Here is a 16868-nt window from a genome sequence, read left to right as displayed (position 1 = left end):
TCGCGCTGATGGTACTGCGTCTTAAGACGTGGGAGAGTAAGTCACCGCCAGACCTAGTAAAAACCAAAAATCTCTCTACGATGAACAAATACAAAGGCCTCTTCATGTAATACATGAGGAGGTTTTTTCTTTTTCCGATAGTTATCTGGCCCTGTTCTTTTGTGTTTATGTGAAAGAAGAAGCTGGTCGCGCTAAGGCGAATGAGGTCAAATAATCTTAGATTATGACCTGAGCCCCAAGTTTCCTCCACCTCGCGGGGAGTCCTTGGGGTTGGTTTGATGGCCTTACGCGGCCAGTTTGTCCATCGTTCTTTTCTCAGCGAATTCTCTGGGCGTCAGGTTTCCGAGCGCCGAGTGTGGTCTGTGGGTGTTATAGTCCTCCTGCCATTCTTCCAGCGTTGATCTGGCTTCGACCAACGATCCGAAGAGCGTTTCGTTTAGGCATTCATCTCGCAGCTTGCGGTTGAAGCTCTCGATAAATGCGTTCCGGGTCGGCTTGCCAGGAGCGATATAGTGCCAGTCGATGCCGTTCTCCTGCACCCATCGCAGGATGGCCATGCTGGTGAACTCGGTGCCGTTGTCCGAAACGATTGTTTCAGGCATCCCGCGTTCGGAAATGACCCGGTCGAGTTCCCGCGTGACCCGCAAGCCCGACAGCGATGTGTCAGCTACAAGAGTCAGGTTCTCGCGAGTGTGGTCATCCACCACGGTCAGGATACGAAAGCGGCGACCATCGGTCAGCGCATCAGATACGAAATCGAGGCTCCAACGCTGGTTCGGGCCATCTGGCACAACCATCGGCCTTCGCGTGCCCAGAGCCCGCTTTCTACCGCCCCTGCGGCGCACTTGGAGCTTCTCTTCGCGATAGAGCCGTCGGATCTTCTTGTGGTTCACTTGCCAGCCCTGCCGTTCGACCATCACATACAGCCGCCGATAGCCGAACCGGCGACGTTCCTTGGCGACCGCCTTCATGGCATCGCGCAGGTCCTTGTCATCCGACCGGGGCGATTGACACCGCACCGTCGAACGATCCTCATTCAGCGCAGAACAAGCCCGACGCTGGCTCACCTGATGAACTTCCATCAGATGAACCACCGCCTTCCGCTTGGCATCGGGCGTCACCACTTTTTTGAGTTCACATCCCGCAGCATCGCATTGTCGAGCATCTGTTCCGCCAGCAGCTTCTTCAGCTTCGCGTTCTCGACTTCCAGTGCTCGGAGCTTCTTCGCATCAGAGGGCTCCATGCCCCCATACTTGCTCTTGTATTTGTAGAAGGTGTCTTGGCTGATCCCGTAGCGCCTGCATACATCAGCTGTCTTCTCGCCAGCTTCGTTCGTCAGGGAATTGATCTCCCAGATCAATTCCTGCTCTTCCTCAATCCTTGATCATCTGAATGATCTGTTCGTCGGTGAATCTCGTCTTCATTTGTCCGTCCTTTGGTTGGGCGGACTCTACACAAAGCTGGAGGAGATTCAGGGGCCCAGGTCAATTATTAAGACTGAGGTTGATCAGGCTTTTACTCAATGTAATTGAGTAATAAAGCTGGGGGATGATCTGTATTCCACGCTACATTTGGGAAAATATCGATGAAGTCTTTGGTCCTAGAGCGGAAAAACGAACTATCCTTGCGTGATTTTCCCGAGCTATCCAAGGCTGAGGAAACTCTTGGTCCCCGTGATGTACGTATTAAACTGCATACGGTTGGTATTTGCGGATCGGACGTTCATTATTATACCCACGGTCGCATTGGTCCCTTTGTCGTCAACGAACCGATGGTTTTGGGGCACGAAGCGGCAGGAACCGTGATCGAGCTGGGGGCCGAGGTAAGTCATCTGTCTGTCGGTGATCGCGTTTGTATGGAACCTGGCATTCCTGACCCGAATTCCAAAGCGGCTCGATTGGGTATGTATAACATCGATCCGGCGGTTCGTTTTTGGGCGACGCCGCCTATCCACGGAATTCTGCGCCCGACGTGCGTACATCCTGCCGACTTTACCTTTAAACTGCCGGATAATGTGTCTTTTGCCGAAGGTGCGATGATTGAACCTTTGGCTGTTGGCGTTCATGCGGCGACTAAAGCGCGGGTAAAACCAGGTGATGTTGCGGTTGTCATGGGGGCAGGGCCGATCGGTTTGGTGACGGCTCTGGCTGCTTTGGCTGCGGGATGTGCGCGTGTGTTCGTATCGGACATCGCGCAAATAAAACTGGATATCGCGGCGTCCCTGTCGCCTGCCATCGTGCCTGTGAACGTTATGAATGATGATTTGGTCGATACGGTCAAACGCAATACCGAAGGGTGGGGCGCTGATGTCGTGTTCGAGGCAACAGGGTCCCCAAAAGCAGCAGCGCAGGTATTTGAACCTTTGGCGCCCGGCGGCTGTGTCGTCATGATTGGGGGGCAGCCAGATCCGATTTCCTATGATGCGGGCGCTGCGATGATCCGCGAGGCGCGCGTCGAAAACATTTTCCGATATGCGCATGTTTTCCCGCGGTGTGTAGGCATGATCAGTTCGGGGGCGATTGACGTTAAACCGCTGATCACTCGGACCTTTGGGTTTGATGACAGTATCGCAGCGTTTGATCTGGCGGCCTCGGCTCCGCCGTCAGACGTCAAAATGCAGATCGTTATTGATGAATAAATAAGAGCGCTTTGATAGACATATCAAAGCGCTCTTTCTTTTTGAAAATTACTTGCGATGGCGGACGGTAGATCCAGCCGCAAATCCATTTATGAAACTGTCCACCACGGCGCCGTAATTGGCGGTTTGCGGTGGGGTAGATGGCCGCGCGTGTGGTTTCTTTGACAGGGCAAAGGCCAAAATAATCAGGCCGACCCCTGTGTAGACGCTGCCGATGATCAGCGCTGCGGTAAATGGATCAGCCGAGATCGAAATCGCGATCCAAGCGGCCACGGTCAGGAATGCAACGCCGAAGGCCATGATTAATCCACCCAGTAGACCAAGCGCCGAACGCTTGGCCGTTTGGGCCGCTGAGTGTTTAAGTGCGCTGATCATAAGGGTTACCGACGGCCCGCGAACATACCAACCAGAAATCCAACGCCTGCAGCAATGCCGACTGCCGCAGCTGGATTTTCGCGTACAGTCGTTTCAGCCTGTTCAGCCGCCTTTTTCGCGGTGGTTTGGGCGTCATGTAGGGCGGCTTGGCCTTTCATTTTCAAAATCTCTGCGCCTGCGGATGCGGCCGCGGATAGGTTGTCTTTCTTTTCGATACCCAGATCTTTCACGGTGCCTGTCAGTACGGCGATATCCGATTTCAGGGTCGCAATTTGGGCGTGCAGATCATCAATGGTTTCATCTTTAGTCGATGCAGCGGAACGTGCCATTTTAAACTCCAATCATTTGATCATTTGTTGAACATGAAACGCCTGATCGCGATTTTGGTTCCAAAGTTTTTCAATTTTTTTATCGGAACATTTTTCGGCTGGGGCGCGTTGTTTCAACATAACAGCGCCAGTGCGGCGCATGGTAAAGTTGAAAAGGAGGCTCACATGTTAGGTTGGGCATTAACATTTCTGGTTGTAGCGTTGATCGCTGCAGTATTTGGTTTTAGTGGCTTGGCTTCGGCATCTGCTGGGATCGCGCAAATTCTGTTCGTGGTCTTTTTGATCTTGTTCGTTGTCGCAATGGTGGCGCGCGCGGTACGCGGTAACCCGCCGGTCTAAGGCGGACATCCACGAGCGTAGAAAAGATCAAATAGAAGGTGTAATCATGAACATTCAAACGAAAAAAACAGATTTACATACAGGTATCAAAGACGAAGAATCCGTGGCCGGTGCGTTGGCCAGCGTATTGTCAGATACCTACCGGCTGCTGATCAAAACGCATGTGTACCATTGGAACGTCGAAGGTCCGACGTTCTATTCGATCCATCAGTTGACCGAAGATCAGTATAATGACTTGTTCGAAGCAACCGATGAAATTGCAGAGAGAATTCGCGCTTTGGGCGAAAAGACTCCGACTAAAATTGCGGGCCTGACAGATGGTTCCGTCATCGGTGAAACGGTCGATCCGACAGATGCAAACGCCTTGGTTAGCGACCTAGCCCAAGATCACGAACGCATTGCGCATCGGTTTCATGCTTTGATCAAATTGTCAGGATATCAGGGCGACCCAGTGACCGAAGACATGGCAACGGCGCGGTCTGCTTTCCACGAAAAAGCCGCTTGGATGTTGCGGGCAATCGTTTCGTAAACATCTAAATCATCGAAAAACCCCGCCGCAGAAAGTGCGGCGGGGTTTTTTGTTTATGCGTGCAACGTTTCGGTGCTGGCAAAGAACATCGCCTGGCTGACTGCCGATCTGACTTGTTCTTCGGAATATGGTTTGGTGATGACGAATGCAGGTTCTGGGCGTTCGCCGGTCAGCAGACGTTCTGGGAATGCCGTGATAAAGATCACTGGGATATCACCCGCAGCTTTCAGAATGTCGTTGACGGCATCGATGCCAGATGAACCATCTGCCAATTGAATGTCCGACAAAATCAGGTCAGGACGTTCCACCACAGCCAAAGCGGTTGCTTCGGTTTGGGTGCGTGCGACGCCCGTGACCGCATGGCCCATGTCCGCTATGATGTCTTGGATGTCCATCGCGATGATCGCTTCGTCTTCGATCACCATGATGCGGCCTGTAATTCTGTCTTCCATCTCGCGGTGGGCGATATCGATCAAGTCGCTTGCCTCCTCGGTGCTGATTTCCATGATCAATGCGATATCATCAGGGGAAAAATCTTCGATGGTGTGCAAGAGCAATGCTTCGCGTGTGTTCGTGGTTAGTTTGGCCATATGGGTCTGGGCGCGTTTTGCGATGCCTTCTTCGGTATCGTCGATTGGCGCGCCTGTGCTGTTCCAGATGGTGTGAAATGTGCGGAATAGCGCGACTTTGTGATCCAGTCCCAATTCGAAAACCGAACGATCTGTCAGCAAGGCTTCTAGGGTTGCAGCGGCATATGCGTCACCGGTCTGCTGGCTGCCCGTAAGAGCGCGGGCATAACGGCGTAGATATGGCAGGAGGTTTGCAACAGTAACGGACAGCGAATTTGCGTCAGATGCGATAGTCATAAAATGTGACCCTTTTCATTTTTCTATGGAACAAACGCAGATGTCGCGAGTTAGTTCCATAAGATGTGAATTTTTTTGGTCCCGATAATAAATAGGAAACAGGATGGATCCCAAAAAGCCAAAGTCCAACCTCGAGCAGCAGATCGATGAGAACTTGAAGAAGGTTTATCGTAAGACAATCGAGGAAGACGTGCCAGACCGTTTCATGGACCTGCTTGCGCAGCTCAAGCAGCAGGAAACCCAAGATGGCAAATGATATGCCGACTGCAGATCCACGGGACGCGGTGATCGAACATTTGCCTGCAATGCGCGCTTTTGCCATGAGCCTTACCCGAAATTCGGCCCAAGCGGACGATTTGGTGCAGGACGCCATCGTCAAAGCGTGGAAGAATTTCGACAAATTCCAAGCAGACACAAATCTGCGCGCTTGGTTGTTCACCATTCTGCGTAACACATTCTATTCGGCGCACCGTAAATCCAAACGCGAAGTCGCGGACGTTGATGGCGCGATGGCTGCAACGCTGTCGGAAAAACCTGGACATGATGGCCGTTTGGCGATGGCTGATTTTGAAAAATGTTTTGCACAGTTGCCTGATGAACAGCGCGAAGCGTTGATGCTGGTTGGCGCATCTGGGTTTTCCTATGAAGAAGCCGCAGAGACCTGCAGGGTTGCTGTCGGAACCATCAAAAGCCGCGTGAACCGTGGGCGTGCGCGATTGGCAGAGCTGATGGATATTGGCGAAAATGACAGCTTGGATATGACAGATGCGGCGACGTCTGCGGTCGTTTCCTCTAGCCAGATGCCTAGAAAGTCGATTGCTTGATTACTAAACTAAAGACGACCAGCCAGTCGTTAACCTTTCGCATTGCTGCGTTGTTGGCGATCACTTTGTTGCCTATCGGATTGATTTCATTGATCCAAACGCACCAATTGTTGGATGCGGCGGATAGACGTGCGGAAAACAGCCTTGTTGCGTTGACCGCTGATGCCGCCGCTGGCGAAGAGGCCTATATCAGGACGGCATTTGGCGCGGCGCAGGCGATTGCCGGTAGTATCCCAACCTACCGCGAAAGCGGGTGGGACTGCCAAGAGCCGCTGTCGAATTTCTTGCGTCTTTCCAATGCTTTTTCTTTTGCTGGGTATGTCAGCGCCGAAGGCGTCGTGACCTGCGCATCTGGCGGGCAGGGGATGGATGTATCGACCCTGAAACTGGTCGGCGAAATGCGCGACGACCCACAGGAACGCGTTTCGATCGTCATGGAAGCGCCGATTAGCATGACATCGGTGGTTGTCGTTGCGGTGCCCGTTTTTGTGAACGGCATCTATGATGGATATGTGGGCGTTTCTTTGCCGCATCGGTCCATGTTCAATCCCCTGCAAGAAGAAGATCCCGAACGCCCCGTTGAACTGCTGACGTTCAACGCCGCCGGAGAGGTGCTGACCTCTGATGCGGGATGGGACAATGTCGAAGGTTTTCTGCCCGCTGGTCGTGACTTGGTCGATTTGACCAATCAAGGCGAACAGTCATTCATCGGAACGAACAACAATGGTGATGTACGCGTATTTGCCGTGGTCCCGATTGTGGATGGTACGGTTTACGCATTGGGCAGCTGGGGGCACGCGCGCCGCGCGGCGATTGTGGACGGTTTGAACATAACCGGTTCGATCCTGTTTCCAATCGCGATGTGGCTGGCGTGTGTCGGTGTTGCATTCTTTGCCGTTCAACGTATGGTCATTCGCCCGACCCGCAACCTGCGGGCTCGTATGCTGTATTTCATGCGGTCGCGGAAAATTTCTCCGCCAAAATACGAAAGCGCGACGCCGCTGGAATTGCGCGAAATGGAAGACACTTGGGCGCGTTTGGCCGAAAACGTTCTACATGACGAAGCCGAACTGCACGACATGATCCACGAAAAAACGGTTCTGCTGCGCGAAGTCCATCACCGCGTGAAAAACAACCTGCAGCTTATCGCGTCGATCCTGAATATGAAGATGCGGAAATCAAAATCGACCGAAGTACGTCAGGCGCTGAGCAACGTTCAGCTGCGGGTGATGAATATCGCGCGGGTGCACCAGAAACTGTATGAAACCTCGACCGAAGAACGCGTTCGGGCCGATGAATTGTTAAAAACGATTGTGGGTCAAACCATCGGGTCCTTTATGCATGACGTCGAAGGCGTCTCCGTCGAACAAAGCTATGATCCGATTGTTGTGTATCCCGATCAGGCGGTGCCGCTGACGTTGGCGACATCGGAATTGGTGACGAACGCGATGAAATATGTGGGCCGTCCCCTGATGGGGAAACCGTGGCTGCATGTGAAACTGGAACAGGTTGATGATCTGAACGGATGCCTCACGATTTCCAATTCGACGGGCGAAGTCGTGTCCCTAGATGCCGGGCTGGCGACAACCAATTTGGGTCATCAGTTGATCAATGCTTTCGTTATGCAAATGAACGGCAGCATTGAAGAAAACAAAGAGGACGATCAGTTTTCGGTTACGATCAAATTCCCGATTGCGGATTTTGACGAAACGGAACCAACCGACAATTGGGATGCCTGATGTGGGTACGGATGTTCAGGTCCTAATCAGCGCTGATGATGCCTATCCCGCCTTGGAACGGAAATTTCTACAGGCGCAGTCGGAAATCGTGATGGGGTTTCGTGTTTTCGATCCCCTTACGAAATTACGGTCTGTTGAGGCGCAAGACATTGGCGACACATGGGTCGATCTGCTGGTTCACGTGTTGCGGCGCGGTGTGAAAATCACGCTATATCTGTCCGATTTTGACCCTGTCGCGGCAACTGAATTGCATGGCGGTACGTGGCAGACAGTGCGGATTTTATGCGGAGTGCGCGAAATCGCGGGCGAAAAGGCCGCTGATTTGATCGTCTACCCTGTGATGCACCCTGCGCGCATGGGGTGGGTTCCGCGCCTGTTATTGCGTCCTTTTGTTTCTGCCAAAATTCGCAAACTTCAGCAGAAATTTGCATCTGGCACGGGCCGAAAACGGCGGGCGTTGGCGCGTATTCCAGGCGTGCGCAGTTTGGTGAATACCGCAGGCATTGCCCAAGTCCCGAACTATCCCGCGACGCATCACCAGAAAACCGCCGTAATCGATAACCGTTGGGTTTATATCGGGGGGCTGGATTTGGATGAACGTCGTTTCGACAACTGGTCGCACGATAGACCATCCCAACAAACATGGCATGATGTGCAGGTGCTGATTGATGACCCCGCCATCGCCGCGCAGGCCGCCGATCATCTGGCCAGCTTTGTGTCTGTGGTCTGTGGACAATCGAATCCCGCGCATACCCCCGATGTTTTGCGCACGTTGTCGCGGCGACGCAGTCGGCGGAACCTGTTCGCGATTGGGCCCGAAACCGTTTTGTCAGATATTGCCGATCGGCATCTGGCTGAGATTGCGGTGGCTCAGGGGCTGATTTATCTGGAAACCCAGTTTTTTCGGGACAAACGCATCGCGCAGGCTTTGGCGAAACGGTCGCAACAACAGCCCGACCTGCAGCTGGTGTTGGTGTTGCCTGCTGCACCTGAAACCGTTGCTTTTGAAAATGACCCGAAATTGGACGGGCGATATGGCGATTATTTGCAGGTTCAATGTTTGCGGAAAATACGCAAGGCGTTTGGCGACCGATTGATCGTTGTATCGCCCGTTCAGCGCCGATCGCCCGCACAGTCGGATCATGGCGCGTCACGCGCGACCCTACATGGCGCGCCTGTGATTTACGTACATTCCAAAGTGTCCGTATTCAGCGGACGGGCGGCGATTGTGTCCTCTGCCAACTTGAACGGCAGATCGATGCGATGGGACACCGAAACAGGCGTGGTGTTGACCAAAGAAACGGACGTCAAGGCGCTGCAAAATACCCTGTGGTCGCATTGGTGGCCAAACGATCCTGCATTTCAAAACGGCGCAGCGGCGTTTGATGACTGGCGCCGCGCGGTCGATGAAAATGTGAAAACCCCGCCGAATGAACGGCAGGGTTTCCTAGTTCCATATGATCAGGGCGCAGCGCAATCAACGGCACTGCCAATGCCCGGCATGCCCGAAGAAATGGTCTGACTTTAGGCGAACCGATACTGGCTAAGCCGTTCCAGCAGGGCGTCGCTGAATTTCTGCATATTAGTCGTTGTTTCGGTCAGCTCTTCGGATTGGTCGCGGTTTTCGCGCATCAATTTTTCAATCGATCCCATCGCATGATTGATCTGGTCAACCGCACGGGTCTGTTCTGTGCTGGCGACGGTGATTTCGTTGATTTTCAACGCAACTTCGCCAATGCCCGTGCTGATCTGTTCAAAGGTTTCTTGGGTTTGCGCAGCGGTGTTTACACCTGTTTCCACCTGTTGACGTGCGGTTTCAATCAGGCGCGATGTTTCACCAGCGGCCTTGGACGAACGGGCAGCCAGATTGCGGACCTCTTGGGCCACCACTGCGAAACCGCGACCATGTTGGCCGGCGCGGGCGGCCTCGACCGCTGCGTTCAGCGCAAGTAGGTTGGTTTGGAACGCGATTTCGTCGATCACTTTGATGATTTGGATGATTTCGCGGGACGAACTGTCGATTTCATCCATGGCAGACACCATGTTGGCGACCTGAGCGTGACCGTCGCGCGAAATATCCGCGGTCTTGCGTGCCATGTCATTTGCAATGCTGGCCGACTGCGCGTTTGCGCGGACCATGGTTGCGGTTTCTTCTACAGATGCGGACAATTCTTCGACCGTCGACGACTGCATTTCAGTATTTTCAGACACCTTTTTCACGCCGTACGACACGGTCGATGTCGAACTCTCTACGCATTCTGCATCATTGCGAATGGCAGACAGGGTGCGGCCCAATTCGGACAGGAATGCATTAGCCGATTGCGATGCTTTGTCCTCACCTTTGGGGCGAAGCGTCAAGTTTTTGGAATTCGCAACGTCGTTCAGCAGATTAGATAGCTGCTGTAGTGGGGCTGTCTGATTGCGGTAATAGAACAGCGGGATGGCCATTGAAATCGTGCCCGCCGCAAACAGCGCGAAAAACACCGAAACCGTTGATGGGTTATCGGGGCTAATGCCTGAAAACGTCAGATGATAAAGAACCGTCAGCGCAACAACCAATACTGCGTTTACTGCTGCGATCACGGCAACGCATTGACGCGCCAAAGTTTGCGAGAGTTTGGTTGGTTTCATAAAATCGCCTTTGCGTTTCCAACGTTTCACCTGAGTGTAGAAACGGCAGGGCGAAATTTAATTTAGAGCCTGAAAGGATAGCTATAGGCGTTTTTATTCGCCTTGGTCCGCAATAGTGCCGGTGTCATCGGATGTCTGCGCGATTGACTGTACCAAACGGCACAACGTTTCTTTGACTGTCGCGTTTTCGATTTTTGCCAAAGCGAACAGAATACGGGATGCCGTGGTATCGATTTCTTCGTTTTCGGCGTCGGTTTCGATGCCATCAAAGAAATACGCAGGCGCGACATCTAAGGCTTGGGAAATTTCGTACAGACGTGATGCCGATACGCGGTTTTGGCCTGCTTCGTATTTCTGAAGCTGCTGAAACGAACAGCCGATATGATCCGCCAAAGCCGATTGGGTTAGGCCACGCATCAGGCGTGCCGTGCGGATTTTCTGAGCGACAAAACTGTCGATTGGATGAGCCATTCGGATACCTACCTATCTTATAAGGTAGGTTTCTCTTGTGAGTGGCCGATTTTCAATGCTGGAAATGCGATTTTTCTCACAAAATAGTCGTAAGGACACGAAAAAAGGCAGCAAAGTATGCGCAACGCATGACGTAGCGTAGTGCCGTAGTTGCGGCGCTAACAGACCTGCAATTTTAAGGAAAGTGATAACCGACTTTACAGAATCGGTTGGTGTCGCGGCACAGGGACAAATATGCCGCGACGGGAGTGGTTAACCGTTCCAAGTACGAACTGCGCCGCAGTCCATATGTACAAAGTTAGAGCCAGGGTAGCGACCGACGCCGCCAGCGCTGCACGATTGCGCGGCGCGGGAAATTTGGTTGACCGAACGGTTCGCAAGGCGAAGATCAGCCGCCTGACCGCGCATGTGCAGCGAATTGCGTGCAACGCCCGACGATTGCGACCGCAACATGTTGTTCGTTGCAGGCGAACGGTAGCCCGACAGCAGCATGTAAGGTTCGTTCACGTCCAGCAGGTTGTGCGTTGCTGCGATGATATCGATCGTGCGTGTGTCGATGTCCACCGTCTGGCCGTTGCGCCAGTCACGCATAAAGTTGTTCACCTGTTGCAGGGATTCACCGATGTATTCGCCTTCGATCCAATAGATCATGTCCAGCTTTTCACCAGTCCGACCGGAATACATCTGAATGCGGCGAATGTCGCCCGCACCACGTAGAAAACCCGTCGCATTTGAAAATGTCGGCGCGGCTGTGACTGCGGTAGCTGCAAAAGCTTTTAGCAATCCGCGGCGCGAAAAAGCGTTGGTCGTGTTCGTCATTTATGCGTCTGTCCCGTCGCATCGTCAGCTTGGCAGTGCCGACTGTGTTGTCATCTCATCCCCAGATGCACGGGTTTTAAAGCACAAACTTTTTTGTGAACCAACCTAGGATTCCTACATTTTTGTCCGACTAGGGGGAAATCGGCGGGATTTTGCGCAAATTTGAACCATCGGGTGACCTAAGGGCATGTAAAAAGGGATGCGAGCACGCAACAAACAGGGGGGGAACCGCGTTTGGGTTCATAATGGCTGTGGAAATTGTGCCCTTGGGCGCGATAATGCAGCTTTAACATATGTATGATTTACCAAAGGTGACGATTGTGATTCATCGTTCGATTTTCAGATTGGCCGCGGCGTCTTCGATTTGTGTGGCTGGTTTGATTGCACTGCCCGCCGCTGCCGAAGTGACAGCCTTTAAACAAGCGGTCGCTGAAACTGCAGCACTGGACGATGATCTGGCAGCATTCTATCGCGCCAACGAATTCCAAAGCATCTGGACAGGGTCGGATGACATCACGCAAACGCGGCGAAATGCATTGCTGTCGGTTTTATCCAACGTGCAGATGCACGGCCTGCCTGCTGGCCGGTATGATGCTGCGGGGTTGATGGCGCGGTTGCAGGCCGCACAGACGGATTATGACTTAGGCGCGATGGAGGTCGAACTTAGTCGCGCTTTGCTGAACTACGCGTCGGATGTCGGGCGTGGCATGTTGAACCCAGGCACTGTTATTCCCGAAATCAAACGCGACCGCCCAGAATTTGACGGTGCTGCCGTTCTGGCGGCTTTTGCTGATGCCAACCCAGTTGAATTCCTGCGCAGCCTTGCGCCGCAATCAGCGGAATACGCCCGTTTGATGCGCGCAAAGATGCAGCTGGAATCCCAAATCGCCGCTGGCGGATGGGGCGATGTGGTCGCGGCCTCTGATACGCTGCGCCCGGGCGATACGGGCAACGCGGTCGTGCAGTTGCGCAACCGTTTGATCCGCATGGGGTATTTGTCGCGCACGATGACCGCTGAATATGATGACGCGATGCAGGCGGCCGTTCTGAAATTCCAGCAACATCATGGGTTGAACGCTGATGGCGTTGCGGGCCCCAGCACGATTGAACAGGCCAATGTATCGGCCCGTGACCGTTTGGAATCTGTCATTGTCGCGATGGAGCGTGAACGGTGGCTTGGCGTTGATCGCGGGGCGCGTCACGTTTGGGTCAATCAGGCCGATTTCACGGCCCAGATTATCGACAATGACATCGTCACGTTCGAAACGCGGTCGGTTATCGGCGCTTTGTCGGGTGATCGACAATCGCCGGAATTTTCCGACGTGATGGAATTTATGGTCATCAATCCCAGCTGGTATGTCCCGCGTTCGATCATTGTGAACGAATATCTACCACAGCTGCAGTCAAACGCGGGCGCAGTCGGTCACCTGCAAATTATTGCGTCGAACGGGCAAGTTGTTTCGCGAAATCAGGATTTTAGCCGTTTTACCTCGTCCAGCTTTCCGTATTCGATGAAACAGCCTCCTGGTCCGCGAAACGCGTTGGGATCGGTTAAATTCATGTTCCCGAACCGCTACAACATCTACCTACACGACACGCCTGCGCAGAACCTGTTCAGCCGCGAAGTCCGTGCCTTCAGCCATGGCTGCATTCGTTTGGATGACCCACATGATTTTGCCTATGCGCTATTGGCGGTTCAGACGGATGATCCCGTCGAATATTTCCAATCGCGCCTACGGTCGGGTCAAGAGACCCGCGTTGATCTGCAAACGCCTGTGCCGGTGCATTTGGATTATCGCACCGCATACACCAATGCAGACGGCACGATGGAATACCGACGCGACGTTTACGGGCGTGACGCGCGTATTTGGTCTGCTTTGCAACGCGAAGGGGTGGAGATTGCCAGCGTGAGCGGTTAAATCCTTTGGAAACAAAAAGGATTGCCCTCATGGGATATTCGGTACGGCAAATTGCCGAAGCTTTGGATGCAGAGGCTTTTGGTGATCTTTCTCTGACAATTACGTCGGCTGCGGAACCCGCATCCGCCAAGGCAACGGATTTGGCTTTGGCGCTGGGCCCCAGTTATGCTGCGGCCATCCCACAAGGCGACGCACAAGTCGCCGTCGTTTGGCCTGGCTGTGATTGGCAAAGCTATGGCCTAAAGGCCGCGATTGTTGCACCGCGTGGGCGGTTGGCGATGGCGCATTTGACCCAGCTGCTGGATACCGATTTCGACATTGCCGATGGTGTGCATCCGTCGGCCGTTGTCGAACCTGGGGCATCTATTGGTGAAAACGTATCGATAGGTCCGTTTTCGTTCATCGCCGCGGGGGCCGTGATCGGTGACGGCACGCGGATCGCGTCACATGTGTCTGTCGGACCGAACACAAAAATTGGCGATGACTGTGTCCTGTTGGACGGCGTACGCATCATGCGTCGGTCGCGATTGGGCGACCGCGTGGTGATCCATCCCAATTCTGTAATCGGTGCCGATGGCTTTAGCTGGGTGACACGGACCCCATCCAATTTCGAACGCATGGGCAAAGGCGTCAAAGAAATGCGCCTTGATGCGCCTGAGGACGCCAAACAGCACCGCATTCATTCGCTGGGCGGTGTCATGATTGGCAATGATGTCGAAATCGGATCGTTGACGGCCATTGATGCAGGGACCATTCGCGCCACGCAGGTGGGGGATGGCTGCAAAATGGATAATCTGGTTCAGGTTGGTCACAATGTCATTCTGGGGCGTGACTGCGTTCTAGCGGCAAAGGTCGCGATCGCAGGATCCACGGTCGTTGGGGATCGGGTCATGCTGGGTGGCCGTTCGGCTGTGCGTGACAACCTGACTATTGGCCAAGACGCTGTTGTCACCGGCGCATCGGTTGTTTTGTCGGATGTGCCGCAGGGTGCCATCATGATGGGGCATCCGGCCCGTGAACGTCATGAAGAATTCCAGACAATGAAGGAACTGCGCCGTTTGCCGCGTTTGCGCCAAATGATTTCAGACCTTCAAAAATCGGTTTCAAAAACCGGTCATAATGACTAAATCTTTGGCACAGTCTTTTGGGGTTGGGCCGATTGGAATAGGCGGGACGCAGTATGGATATCAAAGAAAAAGTCATTGAAATCATTGCAGAACAGGCGGTTCTGGAACCGTCCGATGTATCGATGGACAACACCCTAGAGGATTTGGGCATCGACAGCATGGCATTGGTCGAAAGCATTTTCGCAATCGAAGAGGCCTTTGATATTTCGGTGCCGTTCAATGCCAACGACCCAAGCGAAAGCGATTTTGATATTTCTTCGGTGGCGTCGATTGTGGATGCTGTCGAAAACTTGGTTAAGGCCAAGGTGTAATTTCGGATGTACCGCGTTGTAATTACAGGTGCCGGCACGATTAACGCGCTGGGCCATGATGTTCCGCAAACCTTCGAAGCGTTCCGCGAAGGCCGCTGTGGGATTGGGCCGCTGGATATTCGCGATGTTGACCGTTTGGCCGTGAAAATCGGCGGGCAGGTGCGTGGATATGACGAAGCCGACCATTTCAATCGCCAGCAGATTTCGCTGTATGACCGGTTCACCCAATTTACGCTATTGGCGGCGCGTCAGGCGATGGCGCAATCGGGTATCGAATTTCGCGGCGAACTTGCTGATCGGTCCGGCGTTGTGTTGGGAACATCTGGCGGCGGGCTGACGACGCAGGACGAAAATTACCGCGCCGTCTATGAAGAAGGCAAAAATCGCGTTCATCCGTTTATCGTACCCAAACTGATGAACAACGCGGCAACCAGCCATGTGTCGATGGAATTTAATCTGCGCGGCCCGTCATTTACCGTGGCGACCGCCTGTGCATCATCGAACCACGCGATGGGCCTGGCGTTTCAGATGGTCCGGTCGGGCATGGCGCGGGCCATGCTGACGGGCGGGTCGGAATCTATGTTGGTGTTTGGCGGCGTCAAAGCATGGGAAGGTTTGCGCGTGATGTCCAAAGACGCCTGCCGCCCGTTCAGCGCGACCCGCAACGGTATGGTGCAGGGCGAAGGCGCTGGGGTTTTCGTGTTCGAAGAATACGAACACGCCAAAGCGCGCGGTGCGAATATTCTGGCCGAAGTCATCGGTTTTTCCATGTCTTCGGACGCATCGGATATCGTGATGCCGTCGAAACAGGGGGCAAACCGCGCGATCGTCGGTGCGATGCGCGATGCGCAAATCAACCCGACCGAAGTTGGCTATATCAACGCGCACGGCACGGGAACGGCGGCGAATGACAAAACGGAATCGGCGGCGGTTGCCGACGCCTTTGGCAGTCATGCGGACAAACTGATGATGTCGTCGACCAAATCGATGCATGGGCATTTGATTGGCGGCACAGGCGCTGTTGAATTGCTGGCCTGTATCATGGCGCTAAAAGACGGGGTGATCGCCCCGACAATCGGATACGAAGAACCCGATCCCGAATGTGCGCTGGATGTTGTTCCGAATGAGGCACGAGAGGCGAACGTCGATGTCGTGCTATCAAACGCCTTTGCCTTTGGTGGGTTAAACGCGGTTCTCGCCCTGCGCAAAGCCCCATGAAAAAAGCCGCCCATTGGGCGGCTTTCTTTTTAGTTGGTGGGCGGATCAGCCTGTTCGAACGCGCTGGTAAATCCGCTTAGTGACATATCCAGCGTCACTTCGGCGCCTTCGGATACTTCGGCCTGTACAATGCGTACTTTGGCGACAGCACCGGCCTTGAACGCGGCCAGATCTTCGTCGGTGAAACCCATACGGCTGATACAGCCTTCGGGGCCACAGAATTCGATCGGGTAACGGCGTGTTTGCCCGTCATCCACAGTGACGCTGATACCGTCGGCCAAAAGGGTCATCAGTGGCACCATAACAGTCGCAGCTGCGGCGGCTGGGTGGTCTGCGGGCATTGGGAATAGATTGACCTCTGCCACGGCTTGACCGGTTTCATCGGTCAGCAGCTGATACATCTGACATGGATCGTCGCCGTCTTCGGTTTTCAGGCACCGTAGGTCCCAATCGCCGATGGTTTCAGCCTGATAGACCTGACCAACTGTCGGGCCTTCGGTGCTGCCCATGTTTACCTCGGGCGCCGAGGTATCTTGTGCGTAGCCGGCACCAGCCGAAAGGACCAGCGCGGCAACCGCGTAGGGTTTCAAAGTCTGGAACATTAGGTTTCCTGTCTTCATTTCTTTGGCAATCGGCCTATCACATTTCGCATCGGACTGTCAGGTCGCATTTATGTGAATATCGGCGGGATTGTGCCCATATCCGTTACATTAACAACGTTGCCTAAAAGTAT

General features: G+C 53.7%; 18 protein-coding genes and 1 pseudogene. 11 read left to right on the top strand and 8 right to left on the bottom strand.

Translation table 11 applies throughout. The features are described 5' to 3' along the window. Nucleotides 1–305: 305 nt before the first annotated feature. Nucleotides 306–1378, bottom strand: a pseudogene (locus ACXAGA_RS15615) (IS3 family transposase); the annotation flags it as partial. A gap of 207 nt (nt 1379–1585) precedes the next feature. Here ACXAGA_RS15615 and ACXAGA_RS15610 point away from each other — a divergent pair. Then, complete coding sequence (locus ACXAGA_RS15610) at nt 1586–2638, top strand: NAD(P)-dependent alcohol dehydrogenase (protein WP_475118391.1); 1053 nt, start codon at nt 1586–1588, stop codon at nt 2636–2638. A 48-nt stretch (nt 2639–2686) separates the two neighbouring features. Here the strand turns inward: ACXAGA_RS15610 and ACXAGA_RS15605 are convergent, their stop codons facing one another. Together ACXAGA_RS15605 and ACXAGA_RS15600 are read right to left on the bottom strand one after the other, a co-directional pair. Beyond that, nucleotides 2687–3013: a phage holin family protein gene (locus tag ACXAGA_RS15605; protein WP_475118390.1), complete on the bottom strand. Its 327-nt coding sequence runs from the start codon at nt 3011–3013 to the stop codon at nt 2687–2689. A gap of 5 nt (nt 3014–3018) precedes the next feature. Then, nucleotides 3019–3342, bottom strand: coding sequence for an ElaB/YgaM/YqjD family protein (locus tag ACXAGA_RS15600; protein ID WP_475118389.1), 324 nt, complete (start codon nt 3340–3342; stop codon nt 3019–3021). 165 nt (nt 3343–3507) lie between these two features. Between ACXAGA_RS15600 and ACXAGA_RS15595 the strand changes: the two genes are divergently transcribed. Beyond that, complete coding sequence (locus tag ACXAGA_RS15595; protein WP_475118397.1) at nt 3508–3681, top strand: DUF1328 domain-containing protein; 174 nt, start codon at nt 3508–3510, stop codon at nt 3679–3681. Nucleotides 3682–3727: 46 nt separating this feature from the next. Then, on the top strand, nt 3728–4210 hold the full coding sequence (locus ACXAGA_RS15590) for a Dps family protein (protein ID WP_475118388.1): 483 nt from the start codon (nt 3728–3730) through the stop codon (nt 4208–4210). A 53-nt stretch (nt 4211–4263) separates the two neighbouring features. On the opposite strand, the gene ACXAGA_RS15585 is transcribed toward ACXAGA_RS15590, so the two are convergent. Continuing rightward, nucleotides 4264–5076 carry a response regulator gene (locus ACXAGA_RS15585; protein WP_475118387.1) on the bottom strand — a complete coding sequence of 271 codons (813 nt, stop codon included), beginning with the start codon at nt 5074–5076 and terminating at the stop codon, nt 4264–4266. Between the two features lie 103 nt (nt 5077–5179). On the opposite strand from ACXAGA_RS15585, the gene ACXAGA_RS15580 reads away from it, so the two are divergent. From ACXAGA_RS15580 to ACXAGA_RS15565, 4 genes are read left to right on the top strand one after another with little or no spacing between them, the layout of a single operon-like run. Further along, entirely contained in the window at nt 5180–5332 is a 153-nt protein-coding gene (locus ACXAGA_RS15580) for a NepR family anti-sigma factor (RefSeq protein WP_475118386.1), read from the top strand. Beyond that, on the top strand, nt 5322–5900 hold the full coding sequence (locus ACXAGA_RS15575; RefSeq protein WP_475118385.1) for an RNA polymerase sigma factor: 579 nt from the start codon (nt 5322–5324) through the stop codon (nt 5898–5900). The genes ACXAGA_RS15580 and ACXAGA_RS15575 overlap by 11 nt, the downstream gene beginning before the upstream one ends. After that, nucleotides 5897–7639, top strand: coding sequence for a sensor histidine kinase (locus tag ACXAGA_RS15570; RefSeq protein ID WP_475118384.1), 1743 nt, complete (start codon nt 5897–5899; stop codon nt 7637–7639). The genes ACXAGA_RS15575 and ACXAGA_RS15570 overlap by 4 nt, the downstream gene beginning before the upstream one ends. Then, nucleotides 7632–9161, top strand: a complete 1530-nt coding sequence (locus tag ACXAGA_RS15565) for a phospholipase D family protein (protein ID WP_475118383.1) — start codon at nt 7632–7634, stop codon at nt 9159–9161. Before ACXAGA_RS15570 ends, ACXAGA_RS15565 begins: the two co-directional genes overlap by 8 nt. Nucleotides 9162–9163: 2 nt before the next feature. Here the strand turns inward: ACXAGA_RS15565 and ACXAGA_RS15560 are convergent, their stop codons facing one another. From ACXAGA_RS15560 to mepK, 3 genes are all read right to left on the bottom strand, one after another. Further along, nucleotides 9164–10270 (bottom strand): methyl-accepting chemotaxis protein, encoded by a 1107-nt coding sequence (locus ACXAGA_RS15560; RefSeq protein ID WP_475118382.1) that lies wholly within the window; start codon nt 10268–10270, stop codon nt 9164–9166. Nucleotides 10271–10363: 93 nt separating this feature from the next. Further along, complete coding sequence (locus ACXAGA_RS15555) at nt 10364–10741, bottom strand: helix-turn-helix domain-containing protein (protein ID WP_475118381.1); 378 nt, start codon at nt 10739–10741, stop codon at nt 10364–10366. 252 nt (nt 10742–10993) lie between these two features. Beyond that, a complete protein-coding gene (gene mepK, locus ACXAGA_RS15550) occupies nt 10994–11560 on the bottom strand; it encodes a peptidoglycan L,D-endopeptidase MepK (RefSeq protein WP_475118380.1) in 567 nt (188 codons plus the stop codon). 320 nt (nt 11561–11880) lie between these two features. Between mepK and ACXAGA_RS15545 the strand changes: the two genes are divergently transcribed. Genes ACXAGA_RS15545 through ACXAGA_RS15530 form a run of 4 tightly spaced genes read left to right on the top strand, consistent with a single transcriptional unit; the run spans nt 11881 to nt 16135 of the window. Then, nucleotides 11881–13479 carry a L,D-transpeptidase family protein gene (locus tag ACXAGA_RS15545; protein ID WP_475118379.1) on the top strand — a complete coding sequence of 533 codons (1599 nt, stop codon included), beginning with the start codon at nt 11881–11883 and terminating at the stop codon, nt 13477–13479. Between the two features lie 29 nt (nt 13480–13508). Continuing rightward, entirely contained in the window at nt 13509–14606 is a 1098-nt protein-coding gene (locus ACXAGA_RS15540) for a UDP-3-O-(3-hydroxymyristoyl)glucosamine N-acyltransferase (RefSeq protein ID WP_475118378.1), read from the top strand. 53 nt (nt 14607–14659) lie between these two features. Then, on the top strand, nt 14660–14917 hold the full coding sequence (locus ACXAGA_RS15535; RefSeq protein WP_475118377.1) for an acyl carrier protein: 258 nt from the start codon (nt 14660–14662) through the stop codon (nt 14915–14917). A 6-nt stretch (nt 14918–14923) separates the two neighbouring features. Continuing rightward, a complete protein-coding gene (locus ACXAGA_RS15530; RefSeq protein WP_475118376.1) occupies nt 14924–16135 on the top strand; it encodes a beta-ketoacyl-[acyl-carrier-protein] synthase family protein in 1212 nt (403 codons plus the stop codon). 29 nt (nt 16136–16164) lie between these two features. Here ACXAGA_RS15530 and ACXAGA_RS15525 read toward each other — a convergent pair whose 3' ends face one another. Further along, the gene (locus tag ACXAGA_RS15525; protein ID WP_475118375.1) at nt 16165–16737 is read right to left on the bottom strand and encodes an invasion associated locus B family protein; all 573 of its coding nucleotides are present in this window, start codon (nt 16735–16737) and stop codon (nt 16165–16167) included. Nucleotides 16738–16868 lie beyond the last annotated feature (131 nt).

The sequence above is a fragment of the Marivivens sp. ABH4_498 genome, from assembly GCF_056160585.1.
Note: the sequence above shows the minus strand (reverse complement) of the source record. Positions and strands in the feature narration are given on the sequence as shown.